Origin of the sequence: Ralstonia sp. Ralssp135 (genome assembly GCF_047304345.1) — a bacterium.
Taxonomy (GTDB): Bacteria; Pseudomonadota; Gammaproteobacteria; order Burkholderiales; family Burkholderiaceae; genus Ralstonia; species Ralstonia chuxiongensis.
Window position 1 is genome coordinate 1 of the sequence record NZ_JBGLYZ010000022.1, and the last position, 12,534, is coordinate 12,534.

Genomic DNA, 12,534 nt, shown 5'->3' on the forward strand with positions numbered 1-12,534 from the left:
GGATAACTGTGTCCCCCTCCCCCCAACAACACAGCGAGCCACCCCATGACCCTCCAAACCTGGCTGGCCTTCATCGGCGCCAGCATCATCATCCTGCTCATCCCTGGCCCGACCATCCTGTTGGTGATTGGTGATTCGCTGGCCAACCGTGGCCGCTCGGCGTGGAGCACCGTTGCCGGCGTGGCGGCAGGCGACACGACCGCCATGGCCGTTTCCCTTGCCGGTGCGGGCGCGCTGCTCGCCGCTTCAGCCACGGCCTTCACGGCGCTCAAGCTCATCGGTGGTTCGTACCTCGTCTACCTGGGCATCAAATCCATCCTCAGCGCCCGCCGCCTACGCGACGATGCGCCCGAGGCCACCATCCCCGTGCAGCAGAAGTCCGCCGGCCGCCGCTTCCTCTCCGCCTGGACGGTCACCGCGCTGAACCCCAAGAGCATCGTCTTCTTCGTCGCGTTCGTGCCGCAATTCATGTCCGCTGAGCAGACCTTCCTCTCGCAGAGCGTGATCCTGCTGCCGACCTTCGTCATCCTGGCTGCGGCCAATGCGTCGATGTACGCGCTGGCCGCCAAGCTGCTCGCCAAGCGCCTGACCAGCGTGGCCGCACAGCGCCGCTTCGGCTACACGGGCGGCGCGGTGATGGTGGGCGCAGGCACGCTCACGCTGGGCATGCAGTCGGCCTGATCGCACTTCAAGCCGCACCGAGGACACCCGATGCCCCGTAGTTATCTCCGCCCCTCGCCCGAAGGGGCCCACGGCCACCACCGCGTCACCAACATCGAGCTGTTCTTCGATCTGGTGTTCGTGTTTGCGGTGACGCAGCTCTCGCACCTGCTGATCGGAAACTTCACGCTGCAAGGCGGCGCGCAGGCGCTGCTGCTGATGCTGGCAGTGTGGTGGGTGTGGATCTTCACGTCGTGGGTGACGAACTGGCTTGACCCGGACAAGCTCGCCATCCGCATGCTGATGCTCGTGCTGATGACGGGCGGGCTGCTGCTCTCGGCATCGCTGCCGCAGGCGTTCGGCTCGCGCGGGCTGGCGTTTGCGCTGGCCTATGTGTTCATGCAGTTCGGGCGCACGGTGTTCTTCCTGTGGGCCGTGCGCGGCGAGTCGCTGCCCATGCGGCGCAACTTCCAGCGCATCGCCACGTGGCTCGGCATCTCTGCCGTGCTGTGGCTGGCGGGCGGGCTGTCGGACGGTTCCGTGCGCTGGGCCTGCTGGATCATCGCGCTGACCATCGAATGGCTTGGCCCCTCGATGGGCTTCTACACGCCGGGGCTGGGCCGCTCCACCACCAACGACTGGAACGTGGAAGGCGGCCACATGGCCGAGCGCTGCTCGCTGTTCATCATCATCGCGCTGGGCGAATCGGTGCTGGTGACGGGCTCCACGTTTGCCGGGCTCGACTGGAACGCAGAAAACATCGCGGCGATGGCGATGTCGTTCATCGGCAGCCTGGCGATGTGGTGGCTGTACTTCGACACGATTGCCGAGCGCGGTGCGCGCACCATCTCGCATTCGGCTGATCCGGGGCGGCTCGCACGCCTGGCCTACACCTACATCCACGTGGTGCTGGTGGCCGGCATCATCGTCGGGGCGGTGGCCGATGAGTTCGTGCTGGCGCATCCGGTGGGCCACGCCCATGACGGGACAACGCTGGCGGTGCTGGGCAGTGCGGCGCTATACCTGCTGGGCAACCTGCTGTTCAAGTGGGCGATCTTCGGGCGGCTGCGCCCGGCGCACGTGGTTGGCCTGGTGGTGCTGGGCGGCGCGTGGCTGCCAGCGGTTGAGCTTCCGGCGCTGGCCGTGTCGGCGCTGGCGACGGGCGTGCTGTGTGGCACCGCGGCCTGGGAATGGTACGCACGCGCTTGCGAAACAGCGGAGCCCGCACAGGCGCACGGCCACTGAGTGGTCACCTGAAAATTCCAGTTTTTGGACATTACAAAAGGCCACTCGCCCACATAATCTGTCAACCAACATGACAGAACACGAGGGCCCCGCCATGATCGACCTCTACTACTGCGCCACGCCCAACGGCCTGAAGATGGCGCTGTTCTTTGCCGAAACCGGCTTGCCGCACCGCGTCATCCCCGTCGATATCAGCCGGGGGGACCAGTTCAAGCCCGAGTTCCTGGCCATCTCGCCCAACAACAAGATTCCGGCCATGGTCGATCACGACCCGGCCGAGGGCAGCGAACCCGTGGTGCTGTTCGAATCGGGCGCCATGCTGCTTTACCTGGCCGAGAAGACCGGCCAGTTGATGCCCGCCGACCTGCACGGCCGCATGGAAGTGCTCAAGTGGCTGTTCTGGCAGGTGGGCGGCCTGGGCCCCATGGCCGGGCAGATCGGCCACTTCAACGTGTATGCACCGGAGCGCGTGCCCTACGCCATTGAGCGCTACACCAAGGAAACGAACCGCCTGTACGGCGTGCTCGACCGCCGCCTGGCCGATCGCCCCTACATTGCCGGCAACGACTACACGATCGCCGATATCGCGGCCTATCCGTGGATCGTGCCGCACGCCGGGCACGGCCAGGACTTGAACGACTTTCCGCACCTGCAACGCTGGTTCGAAGCCGTTGGCGCGCGCTCGGCCACGCAGCGCACCTATGCCGGGGTCGAGCGCGCCTACTCGCGCCGCCGCGAAGACATCTCCGACGACGAGCGCAGCGTGCTGTTGGGCCAGACGGCCAGCTCCACCGCGCGCTGATCCTCGCGGAGCCTCCGCGCTCCGCCTCCATTCCGCTTTCTTCTTCGTTTTCCTCTTCTGACAGGAGCCGACCATGCCGGCATCGCTGTGGTGGTTGTGCCTGGGCGCGTTCGCCATCGGCACTGAAGGTTTCATGATCGCCGGCCTGCTGCCGGTGCTGGCCGCAGACCTGGGCGTGAGCGTGCCAGCGGCGGGGCAGCTCGTCACCGTGTTTGCCGTCACGTACGCCGTGGGCTCGCCCGTGATGGCGACGCTGCTGGGCAACGTGGACCGGCGCCGCGTGCTGATCGGCGCGCTGGCCATCTTTGCGGCAGGCAACTTGCTGGCAGCCACCGCGCACGGCTTTGGGCAGTTGATGGCGGCGCGCGTGCTGCTGGCGCTGGCGGCCGGCGTGTTTCTGCCGACGGCCAATGCGGTGGCGACCTCGCTGGTGCCGGCCTCGCGCAGCGGTTCGGCGCTGGCCATCATCACGGGCGGCGGCACGGTGGCGGTGGCGCTCGGCGTGCCGCTGGGGGCGTGGATTGCCGCGCAAGGCGACTGGCGCTCGACGTTCATCGCATGCGGCGTGCTGTCGGCGCTGGCCACAGCAGGCCTCGCGTTCGGCCTGCCGCGCGCCCTGCCGCACAGCGTGACCACGCTGGCGCAACGGCTGAGCGTGGCACGCCGGCCCGGCATGCTGGGTGCGCTGGCGGTGTCCGCGTTGTGGGCGGCAGGCGGCTTTACGTTCTACACCTACGTCGCACCGTTCTTTGTGCAGGGGCTGGGGTTCGCGCCGCAGCATGTGGGCATCGTGCTGTTCCTGGTCGGCAGCTTTGCGGCGCTTGGCACAGGCCTGGGCGGCCACATGACCGACCGCGCAGGCGTGGCGCGCGTGCTGGCGGTGAGCAGCGCGGGCATCGTGCTGGCCTTCTCGGTGCTGTCGCTGTCGGCGCAGGTGCTGCACGGCACGGTGGCCGGCGCCATCGCCATCGGCGCGGTCGTGCTCTGGGGCATGGCCGGCTGGGGCTTCGGCCCGGCGCAAGCGACGCGGCTGATCCGCCTTGCGCCCGATGTGTCGCCGACCACGCTGTCGCTGCATGCATCGGCGGTGTATGTGGGGATTGCGCTGGGGTCGAGCGTTGGCGCACTGGCGCTGGCCCATGGCGGGCCGGGCATGCTGGGCTGGGCCGCCGCCGCGTGCCATGTGGTGGCGGTGGTGCTGTGGCGGATGGGCGGGCGGCATGGGGCAGCGTCGGCCGATGAACCTGCAGCCACGTCGGTCGCCCATTGAAAGCCGAAGCGCGGAACGCGACGCGCCGGGTTCTGAACCCGGCGATCGGACGTCAAACCCTCGCGCTCCGACCCTGGACCCCGGGGCTCGACCCTCAAACCCTCGCGTTCCGACCCTGCCCCCCGGCGCTCGGCCCTCAAACCCTCGCGTTCCGCGCCTGGACCTCGGCGGTCGAGCCTCAAACCTTCGTGCGCCACACTTTGAGCTCGACATTTTCGACCTCAAACACTCGCGCTCCGGGCTTCGAGGTCGACGTTCGGGCCTCAAAGGCTCGGCGTCCGGGCTCCGACCCCTCGCGCTCGGCCCTCTGAGCCCGATTTTTTCGACCTCGAACTGTCATGTTCCGGGCGTTGAGCTTGGTGCACGAGCCTCGGACACTCACGCTCGACTGTCTGAGCCCGGCAATCGAGCCTCAGAGCCTCACGCGCCGCGCTCAGACCGCCGCAGTGGGCGTGTCCCGCTCGCCGGTCGAACGCCGCCCGCCACGCCGATCCAGGTACGGCAGCGCAAACATATAAAGCCCCGTGAACAGCAACAGCGCCAGCGGCAGCAGCGGCGCATAGGTGATCCACGCGGGCGGCTGCGCACCCTTGCCCAGCCCCATGGCGACAAAGTTGGCAATGACCGTGAGCGTGAAGGCCATCGACACCCAGCGATGGAACTGGCGGATTGCGTTGCGGGCGCTCACTTTGCACCCCCAGCGGCCTGGATCATCTTCCAGCCGTTGCCAGCGGGGTCACGAAAGCCGGCATCGACACTGCCGAAGCGCTCGACCGGCTCCTGCGTGAACTCGACGCCGCGCTCGCGCAGTTGTGTGTAGGTCGCCCGGCAATCGGCAACGGTCAGCACCAGCGGCGGCATCGCGCCTTTAGCAACCATGGCGCGCAGCGTCTGCGCGGTGGCCTCGTCGTGAATGGGCGGGCCCGGCTGAAACAGGCCAAGCTGAAACGACGGCTGCTCCGGATGCTGCACCGTCAGCCAACGGTACGGGCCGTTGCGCACATCGGTGTGCACGCGAAACCCGAGCTTGTCGACATAGAACGCCAGCGCCGCGTCCTGATCATCTACATACAGCCCGACGACATTGATCCCTTGGCTCATCACCGCTCCTTGTTGTTGGTGGGTGACGGATTTGTACCGTCCGCCAGCTGGCGGCGCTTCTCCGAAACTGCTGTGACAAGGTCGGGCCGCTGCGCCGCTTTCAGCACACAGGCGGGCACGCGATCAAGTTGCTGCTGCGGCGCGGTGGCCTGGGCGTGGCGGCGCAGGGCGCTCGGGCTCTGCCCGGTGATGTCGCGAAAGATGCGGCCGAAGGTGCCAAGGCTTTCCCAGCCGGTGGCGTAAGCGATTTCGATGATGGGCAGGTCGGTATCGCGCAGCAGGGTGGTGGCCTGCTCGATGCGGCGCGTGAGCAGGTAGCGGTGCGGTGGAATACCGAAGGCCTGCTTGAACGAGCGCGCAAAATGCGCCTCCGACACGCCGCTCACTTCGGCCAGCCGCTTGACGGGCCACGCCTCGTGCGAGGCGGCGTCCATGCGGTCTTTGGCGCGAAGCAGGCGGCGCAGCAGCGCGGGGTCTTGCTGCGCGTCGGTGTGTGCCGTTGCCACCGCGGCCTGCGCCCGGGGGGTCAGCCGAGCTTGAACTCGCCGATGGCGTGTGCGAGCTTGCGCACGCCCTCTTCCACCTGTGCCAGCGACGAGGTGGCGTACGACAGACGCAGCGTCGAGCGATCCGGGTCGACCGGGTAGAACGCCGCACCCGGCACGAACGCCACACCACGCTCGATGGCCACCTTGGCCACATCGCCGGCATTGCGGCCCGGCAAGGCGCACCACAGGAACATGCCGCCGCGCGGGCGGTTGAAGGTCAGTTCGGTTTCCGGCAGCAGCGCGCGCAGGCCGTTGGCCATGGCGTGGGCGCGTTCGGCATAGGCGGCGCGCGTGCGCGGCAGCACGGTGTCCAGCCGATTGCTGCGCAGGTAGGCCGCGGCCGTGGCCTGCGCAAACGTGGAGGTGTGCGCGTCGGCAAACTGCTTGACCATCACCGCGTTGCCCAGCACCGGCTGCGAGGCGATCATCCAGCCCACGCGCAGGCCCGGCGCCATCACCTTCGACAGGCTGCCGAGATAGATCACACGCCCCTGAGCGCCATCGGTCTGCTGCGACAGCGCGTACAGCGACGGCGGCGGGGGTGCATCGAAATACAGATCGCCGTAAGGGTCGTCTTCCACGATCAGCAGGTTGTGGCGCACCGCCACGTCCAGCAGGCGCTTGCGGCGCTCCAGGCTCATCAGCGCGCCGCTCGGGTTGCCGAAGTTGGGAATCACGTAGAGGAATTTGGGGCGCGCGGTGGCGAGCACCTTTTCCAGTGCATCGACATCCAGGCCGTCGCCGTCGGTCGGCACGCCGGCCACCTTGGCGCCGTACAGCTTGAACGCCTGAATGGCGGCGAGGAAGGTGGGGGCTTCGGTCAGCACCGTGTCGCCTTCGCCGATCAGCACCTTGCCCAGCAGATCCAGCCCTTGCTGCGAACCGGTGGTGACGAGGATGTCGGTGTTGGCGACGTTGGCGCCGCGTGCCTTCATCAGCGTGACGATGGCCTCGCGCAGCGGCTCGAAGCCCTCGGTGGCGCCATATTGCAGCGCGCGGGCGGCGTCGGTGGTGAGCGCGCTGTCGGCCGCGGCCTTCAGGCCTTCCACGTCAAACAGGGCCGAGTCAGGAAAACCGCCGGCAAACGAGATCAGGCCCGGTTTGCCGAGCACCTTGAACAGCTCACGGATGGCGGAGGTTTCAACGTTTTGCAGGCGGGGTGCCAGCAGCGATTGCAGGAATTCCATGGCGTGCGTGTCTCTGTAGTTCGAGTGCCCGCCACTTTACGTGATGTGCGCCCCGTGCGCATGCCAACACGGCGTCACAGCCGTGACTAGAATTCCGCCACCGAATCGGTAAAAAGGAGCCCCTGCATGGCCGTCCGACGCATCGTCCCCAACCTGCATGCCGCCGACCCGGCAAGCGCCCGCGCGTTTTATGCCGAACTGCTCGATCTGGAAGTGGTGATGGACCACGGCTGGATCATCACCTTTGCCGATACCGCCAGCACGATGACGCCGCAGGTCAGCATCGCCCGCGAAGGCGGAAACGGTACGCCGGTGCCGGCGCTGTCGGTGGAAGTCGACGATGTGGATGCGGTGCATGCGCGGGCCGTATCGCTGGGCCTGGAAATCGTCTATCCGCTCGTTGACGAGCCCTGGGGCGTGCGCCGCTTTTACGTGCGCGATCCGTTCGGCAACGTGGTTAATATCCTGGCGCACCGTTGACAACACGGGCGGCAGGAACAAAAACGCCCGCATGCCGAATGGGCAATGCGGGCGCGGCAGTGCCGGCTGACGGCTACCGGTGATTGCCGTTGTGGGTGCGCTTGTCCTGGTGTGCGTTCGCGTTTTTGTCCTTGTCGACAACGCGGGTGATACCGCCCGTGGCGGGCGGATCACTGGCCGGGAACGTATCTTCCACGGCCTTTTCCACCAGTTCCTCACGCTTTTCTGCGTGCGGATGCTTCTCTTTCTTGCCTTTCTCCATGGCGCCCTCCTGTTTCAAGCGTGACTGACGACACGCAAGCGAACGGCGTGCCCGGGCGCGCTCAATACTCTTCCCAGTAAGGACGCGACCCGTAGTACTCGTGCACGGACTCGGCCCAGGTCGGGTCGGCCATCGTGGGCCAGCTGTCCTTATCGAAACCGGGAGCAGCCTCAAGGCGGTCCTTGTTGGCGTCGAGCACGAAGCACTTGCGGTCAACGTCCAGTGACATGGCGCTCCACGGCACTGCAAAGAGCTTGTCGCCGATGCCCAGGAAGCCACCCACCGACATCACCGCGTAGGCGATCCGGCCGCGCTGCACGTCGAGCATGATGTCGGTGATCTTGCCGAGGTCTTCTCCGTTGAGATTGACGACGCGATTGCCCTCCAGCGTATCGGCGGCCATCAGTTCCGGGCCCGGGCCGACCGAATCCGTATCGGCGCGCCCAATGATGCGCATGCGTACGCCCGCGGTGGTTCCTACACCGGTGCCAGTGCCGGTGCCCAGCGTGGTGCCGGTTGTCGTGGTTTGCATAGCAGTTACCTCCCATCAATCGGTTGACGTTCAGGATGGTGTGCGGCGGCCACGCATGTGCGCGGCGTCTGTCGCACGCAATCAACCGTGTCAGCACGAAGCTTGCCCGCAGCGCATCGCCCCGAAGGGCATGCGCACGGCATGGCGCTTGCTCGACGGTACGGCGTATCAAAACAGAAACCCCTACCGGAGAGCCCCCATGAACAAAGCTGAAATCCCTGTGGCACAACGCGCCGTGCTGTCGATGCTGCTGGACGATCACCGCGAGGTGAAAAAACTCTTCAAGACGTTCCAGCAAGAGAAAGACAAAGCGGCCTGCGAGCAAATCGTGCGCGAAGCATGTGAAAAGTTGACCGTGCACACGCAGCTTGAGGAAGAAGTGTTCTACCCGTTCGTCCGCGACAACGGAGGCGAAGCGTTCAAGGACCTCGTCGACGAAGCCGTGGTCGAACACGCCACCGCGAAGGACCTGATCAAGCAGTTGAGCGGCATGCACGCGGGCGACGATCTGTTCGCGGCGAAGTTCACGGTGCTGGCCGAGTACGTTTCACACCACGTGGAGGAAGAAGAGACCGAACTCTTTCCCAAGCTGGTCCGTCAGCACGTCGACCTGACGTCGCTGCAGGAGCCCATGACCGCGCGCAAGGAAGCGCTGCTCGCCGAAACAGCAAGCTGACCGACACGACCATCTGATACTGGACAGAAACCATGCAAGCCACCGTCAGCGACTTCCTCGTCGCCCGCCTGTACGACTGGGGCGTGCGGCGCATCTTTGGCTACCCCGGAGACGGCATCAACGGCATGTTCGGTGCGCTGCAGCGGGCCGGCGGCAAGATCGAATTCGTGCAGGTGCGGCATGAAGAAATGGCCGCCTTCATGGCCTCTGCACATGCCAAGTTCACGGGTGAGCTGGGCGTGTGCATGGCAACGTCCGGGCCGGGGGCGACGCACCTCATCACGGGGCTGTACGACGCGCGGCTCGACCACATGCCCGTGCTGGCGATTACCGGGCAGCAGGCGCGCACGGCAGTCGGTGGGCATTACCAGCAGGAGGTCGATCTGGCGGCGATGTTCCGCGACGTGGCCGGCGCGTTTGTCCACCAGGCCAGCATGCCGGCGCAGGTGCGGCATCTGCTGGATCGCGCGGTGCGCATCGCCATCGGGCAACGCCGGGTGACGGCGCTCGTGCTGCCGAATGATCTGCAGGAAATGCCCTACACCGAACCGGCGCGTGCGCACGGCACGGTGCACTCAGGCGTGGGCTACAGCGCGCCGAGCGTGATCCCGCAAGCCGCCGATCTGGAACGCGCGGCGGACATCCTCAACAGCGGCCGCCGGGTGGCGATGCTCGTAGGCGCGGGCGCACTCGGGGCCAGTGCAGAAGTGGCAGCAGTGGCGGAAACGCTGGGTGCGGGCGTGGCCAAGGCGCTGCTTGGCAAGGCCGTCCTGCCCGACGAATTGCCCTATGTGACAGGCGCCATCGGCCTGCTCGGCACCGAGCCGAGTTGGGAACTGATGAACCATTGCGACACGCTGCTGATGATCGGCTCCGGCTTTCCCTATGCAGAATTCCTGCCCAAGGAAGGCCAGGCGCGCGGTGTGCAGATCGACCTCGACCCCGGCATGCTCGGGTTGCGCTATCCGATGGAAGTCAACCTCGTGGGCGACAGCGCACAGACGCTGCGAGCACTGCTGCCGCTGCTCCAGCGCAAGACCGATCGCTATTGGCCTGAACGCATTGCCCGCTGGAATGAAAGCTGGTGGAAGACGCTGGAAGACCGTGCGCTGCAACCGGCCTATCCCGTCAACCCGCAGCGCGTGTTCTGGGAGCTGTCACCCAAGCTGCCGGACAACGTGATCGTCACCAGCGATTCCGGCACGTGTGCCAACTGGTATGCGCGCGATCTCAAGTTCAAGCCCGGCATGATGGGCTCGCTGTCGGGCGGGCTGGCATCGATGGGGGCAGCCGTGCCGTATGCAATTGCCGCCAAGTTTGCGCACCCGGAGAGACCCGTCATTGCATTCGTGGGCGACGGTGCCATGCAGATGAACAACATGGCCGAACTCATCACCGTGTCGAAATATTGGAAGCGCTGGAAGTCTCCCAAGTGGATTTGCATGGTGCTCAACAACCAGGACTTGAACGAAGTCACCTGGGAGCAGCGCGTGATGGAAGGCGACCCGAAGTTCCCGGCCTCACAGGACATCCCTGACGTGCCGTATCACCGCTTTGCCGAGTTGATCGGCCTGAAGGGCATCTACGTCGACGACCCCGACCAACTGGCCGGCGCGTGGGACGAAGCGCTCAACGCAGACCGCCCCGTGGTGCTGGAGGTGAAGACCGACCCCGATGTGCCGCCGCTGCCGCCGCACGTCACGCTGCAGCAGGCACGCAACTTTGCGACGGCACTGGCGTATGGCGACCCGGATGCGAGCGGTGTGCTACGCGGAACGGCGCGGCAGGTGTTGTCGGCGTTGTTTCCGGTGCATAGGGAGAAGGAGTGAGGTGGGAGAGCCGGCTCAAGCCACCTCAACATGGGCAGCGCCCGAGTCCAGCGGGCGCACCACCACTTCCACCGGCAGAAATTTCTCGATCACACCGATGTTGGTCAGCAAATGCGATGACGCAGTGACCACCGTGAAACTGCCCGCACCTGCAAGGGCTAGCGGCAGCACAAGCTGATCGGCGAGGTATTCGTCCACCGCTGCGGTGCTTTGCAGATAGCGCTGCGCGGCAGCGGCGACTTCCTTGCCGATTGTCTCGGCCGTCACGCCACGCTCGCCAAAGCCCGTAAAGACCTCGGTCACGTGCTCGTATTCGATATCGAGGACCAATGCGTTGCCGGGGCCTTCAGCATTGCCGAGATCGCGCACGGTGCCCTCAATGCCCGGAACGAGACGAGTCAACGTGTCCAACTCGCGGCGCGCCACGCTACCGCGCACCCCGGCAACAATGCCCTCCGCACTCAGCGCCCGCAGGGCGCCACGCTCGGTCAGATGCAGCGCAGTCAGCGTGCCGGCGCATGGTGCTACCGTCGCGATCACCTCGCCGCCGCCAGCGGGGTAGAAGCCGTGACGCATGAGCGCAAGCGTCTGCGTCACGCCCATGCGCGCCACCAGCGGCAGCCATGCCCGGATCAGGAAATCGACCGGTGGCGCAGCGCGGTTGTGCGTGCCGCCACTGACCGACACGGTACTCGGCGCATCTGCAAACCAAAGCGCGGGCAGGATGGTCTGCAGCACCAGCGTACAGCTGCCGGCCGTACCGATTGCAAATCGGTAATCGCCGCCACGAATCTTGCCCGGCGTAAACCGCAACGTCTGCGAGCCTGCTTCTGCGCCCTGCACGGTCGCGCCGCTGATCTGCATGGCCGCCTGTACAGCCGTCAGATGCTGGCGCAGCAAACCCGGCTTGGAACGCTTGGCACGAATGTTCGTGATCTCGAACGGCGTGCCGGTCAGCATGGACAGCGTGAGCGCCGTGCGCAGGATCTGGCCGCCCCCTTCACCTTGTGCACCGTCGAGTTCGATGCAGTCGGCGGGTCGCGCTTGCCGTGCTTGTTGTAATTGGGTGTTCATGGTTTGTTCTTTTTGCTTTGCGCACCCCGCAACGGAATGCGCGTCAGGTTGTACAGGGTGCGCGCGCCAGCACGGTGTCATGAAGAAACACATCCAGCGCAGCCGGGTCGCCAGTAGCCTGACGGAAATCGCTAGGCACATCTTCCTGCGCCAGCGCCTCTTCAATGAAGGCATGGATACGCGGAAAGCGTGCACCGTATTCCGCTTCTCCAGATTCCATCTTGATCGCCAGCAGTTGGTTGATCTCCTCTCGCAACGCGGCCTCTCTGACCATTGTGTCGGCCAGATCGGCAAAGCGCATCGGCGGGATGCCCCGCCCTTCGTCGATCCACTGTGCTGCGAGCAGCGGGCGCAGCACGTACAGGTACTTCTTCATGCGCACAGTCTCGCCCTGCAGATAGCCGCGAAAGTTCTTCGCCGCCATCGACACGTAATGCCAGCGCCCCTTGCGCTCGGAGAAGAACGTGGGCGCCAGTGTGCGCATGCGCGCGGCCAGCGCTGTGTCCTGTCGATACACAACCGGGGACGCCAGCCACTCCAGCAGCGTCGGGTTGGAGCGGTGCATGAGTTGCAGCGCCTTGCGCAGCTCCCAGCCCGAGATGTCGAGTTCATCACTGATCGGCAATTCGATCACGTCGCGCTGCGGCTCGACGCGCAGATACCACTCCGGCTGATGCACGTAGACGAAGCGCACGTCGTAGTCGCTGTCGGGCGAGGCAAAGCCCCAGCCACGGCTGCCGGATTCGCACGCGAACAGCACGCGCACATCATGCTGCTGCTCGATGTGCATCAGCTCCGTCAGCACGCGTTCGCGGATGGCGTCAGAGACGGGGTGGGAGTAGAGGAAACTCATAGCGATTCGTGGTTC

At 65.9% G+C, this 12,534-nt stretch carries 15 protein-coding genes; 7 read left to right on the plus strand and 8 right to left on the minus strand.

The window, feature by feature from the left end; all coding sequences use genetic code 11:
- The first annotated feature begins 45 nt into the window (after window positions 1–45).
- The 4 genes from ACCD03_RS15740 to ACCD03_RS15755 all read left to right on the plus strand — a co-directional run bounded on the left by ACCD03_RS15740 (window position 46) and on the right by ACCD03_RS15755 (window position 3,977).
- Window positions 46–681, plus strand: a complete 636-nt coding sequence (locus tag ACCD03_RS15740; RefSeq protein ID WP_253536019.1) for a LysE family translocator — start codon at window positions 46–48, stop codon at window positions 679–681.
- 30 nt (window positions 682–711) lie between these two features.
- Complete coding sequence (locus ACCD03_RS15745) at window positions 712–1,905, plus strand: low temperature requirement protein A (protein ID WP_413412230.1); 1,194 nt, start codon at window positions 712–714, stop codon at window positions 1,903–1,905.
- 94 nt (window positions 1,906–1,999) lie between these two features.
- Window positions 2,000–2,707 (plus strand): glutathione binding-like protein, encoded by a 708-nt coding sequence (locus tag ACCD03_RS15750; RefSeq protein ID WP_413412274.1) that lies wholly within the window; start codon window positions 2,000–2,002, stop codon window positions 2,705–2,707.
- Between the two features lie 73 nt (window positions 2,708–2,780).
- Window positions 2,781–3,977, plus strand: a complete 1,197-nt coding sequence (locus ACCD03_RS15755; RefSeq protein ID WP_413412231.1) for an MFS transporter — start codon at window positions 2,781–2,783, stop codon at window positions 3,975–3,977.
- A 433-nt stretch (window positions 3,978–4,410) separates the two neighbouring features.
- Here the strand turns inward: ACCD03_RS15755 and ACCD03_RS15760 are convergent, their stop codons facing one another.
- From ACCD03_RS15760 to ACCD03_RS15775, 4 genes are read right to left on the minus strand one after another with little or no spacing between them, the layout of a single operon-like run.
- Window positions 4,411–4,665, minus strand: a complete 255-nt coding sequence (locus ACCD03_RS15760) for a hypothetical protein (protein WP_253536006.1) — start codon at window positions 4,663–4,665, stop codon at window positions 4,411–4,413.
- Window positions 4,662–5,078 carry a VOC family protein gene (locus ACCD03_RS15765; RefSeq protein WP_253536004.1) on the minus strand — a complete coding sequence of 139 codons (417 nt, stop codon included), beginning with the start codon at window positions 5,076–5,078 and terminating at the stop codon, window positions 4,662–4,664. Before ACCD03_RS15765 ends, ACCD03_RS15760 begins: the two co-directional genes overlap by 4 nt.
- Complete coding sequence (locus ACCD03_RS15770; protein WP_045204996.1) at window positions 5,078–5,584, minus strand: helix-turn-helix domain-containing protein; 507 nt, start codon at window positions 5,582–5,584, stop codon at window positions 5,078–5,080. Before ACCD03_RS15770 ends, ACCD03_RS15765 begins: the two co-directional genes overlap by 1 nt.
- 20 nt (window positions 5,585–5,604) lie before the next feature.
- A complete protein-coding gene (locus ACCD03_RS15775) occupies window positions 5,605–6,813 on the minus strand; it encodes a PLP-dependent aminotransferase family protein (protein WP_045204997.1) in 1,209 nt (402 codons plus the stop codon).
- Window positions 6,814–6,939: 126 nt separating this feature from the next.
- Between ACCD03_RS15775 and ACCD03_RS15780 the strand changes: the two genes are divergently transcribed.
- On the plus strand, window positions 6,940–7,293 hold the full coding sequence (locus ACCD03_RS15780) for a glyoxalase superfamily protein (protein ID WP_413412232.1): 354 nt from the start codon (window positions 6,940–6,942) through the stop codon (window positions 7,291–7,293).
- 73 nt (window positions 7,294–7,366) lie between these two features.
- On the opposite strand, the gene ACCD03_RS15785 is transcribed toward ACCD03_RS15780, so the two are convergent.
- Window positions 7,367–7,555: a hypothetical protein gene (locus tag ACCD03_RS15785; RefSeq protein ID WP_024976897.1), complete on the minus strand. Its 189-nt coding sequence runs from the start codon at window positions 7,553–7,555 to the stop codon at window positions 7,367–7,369.
- A gap of 61 nt (window positions 7,556–7,616) precedes the next feature.
- Entirely contained in the window at window positions 7,617–8,087 is a 471-nt protein-coding gene (locus tag ACCD03_RS15790) for a PRC-barrel domain-containing protein (protein WP_045204999.1), read from the minus strand.
- Window positions 8,088–8,286: 199 nt separating this feature from the next.
- Between ACCD03_RS15790 and ACCD03_RS15795 the strand changes: the two genes are divergently transcribed.
- Together ACCD03_RS15795 and ACCD03_RS15800 are read left to right on the plus strand one after the other, a co-directional pair.
- On the plus strand, window positions 8,287–8,763 hold the full coding sequence (locus ACCD03_RS15795) for a hemerythrin domain-containing protein (RefSeq protein WP_413412233.1): 477 nt from the start codon (window positions 8,287–8,289) through the stop codon (window positions 8,761–8,763).
- 32 nt (window positions 8,764–8,795) lie between these two features.
- Entirely contained in the window at window positions 8,796–10,592 is a 1,797-nt protein-coding gene (locus ACCD03_RS15800; RefSeq protein ID WP_413412234.1) for a thiamine pyrophosphate-requiring protein, read from the plus strand.
- 15 nt (window positions 10,593–10,607) lie between these two features.
- Here ACCD03_RS15800 and rtcA read toward each other — a convergent pair whose 3' ends face one another.
- Both rtcA and ACCD03_RS15810 read right to left on the minus strand, forming a co-directional pair.
- Window positions 10,608–11,666 carry an RNA 3'-terminal phosphate cyclase gene (gene rtcA / locus ACCD03_RS15805; RefSeq protein ID WP_413412235.1) on the minus strand — a complete coding sequence of 353 codons (1,059 nt, stop codon included), beginning with the start codon at window positions 11,664–11,666 and terminating at the stop codon, window positions 10,608–10,610.
- A gap of 43 nt (window positions 11,667–11,709) precedes the next feature.
- Complete coding sequence (locus tag ACCD03_RS15810; protein ID WP_413412236.1) at window positions 11,710–12,519, minus strand: nucleotidyltransferase domain-containing protein; 810 nt, start codon at window positions 12,517–12,519, stop codon at window positions 11,710–11,712.
- Between the last annotated feature and the right edge of the window lie 15 nt (window positions 12,520–12,534).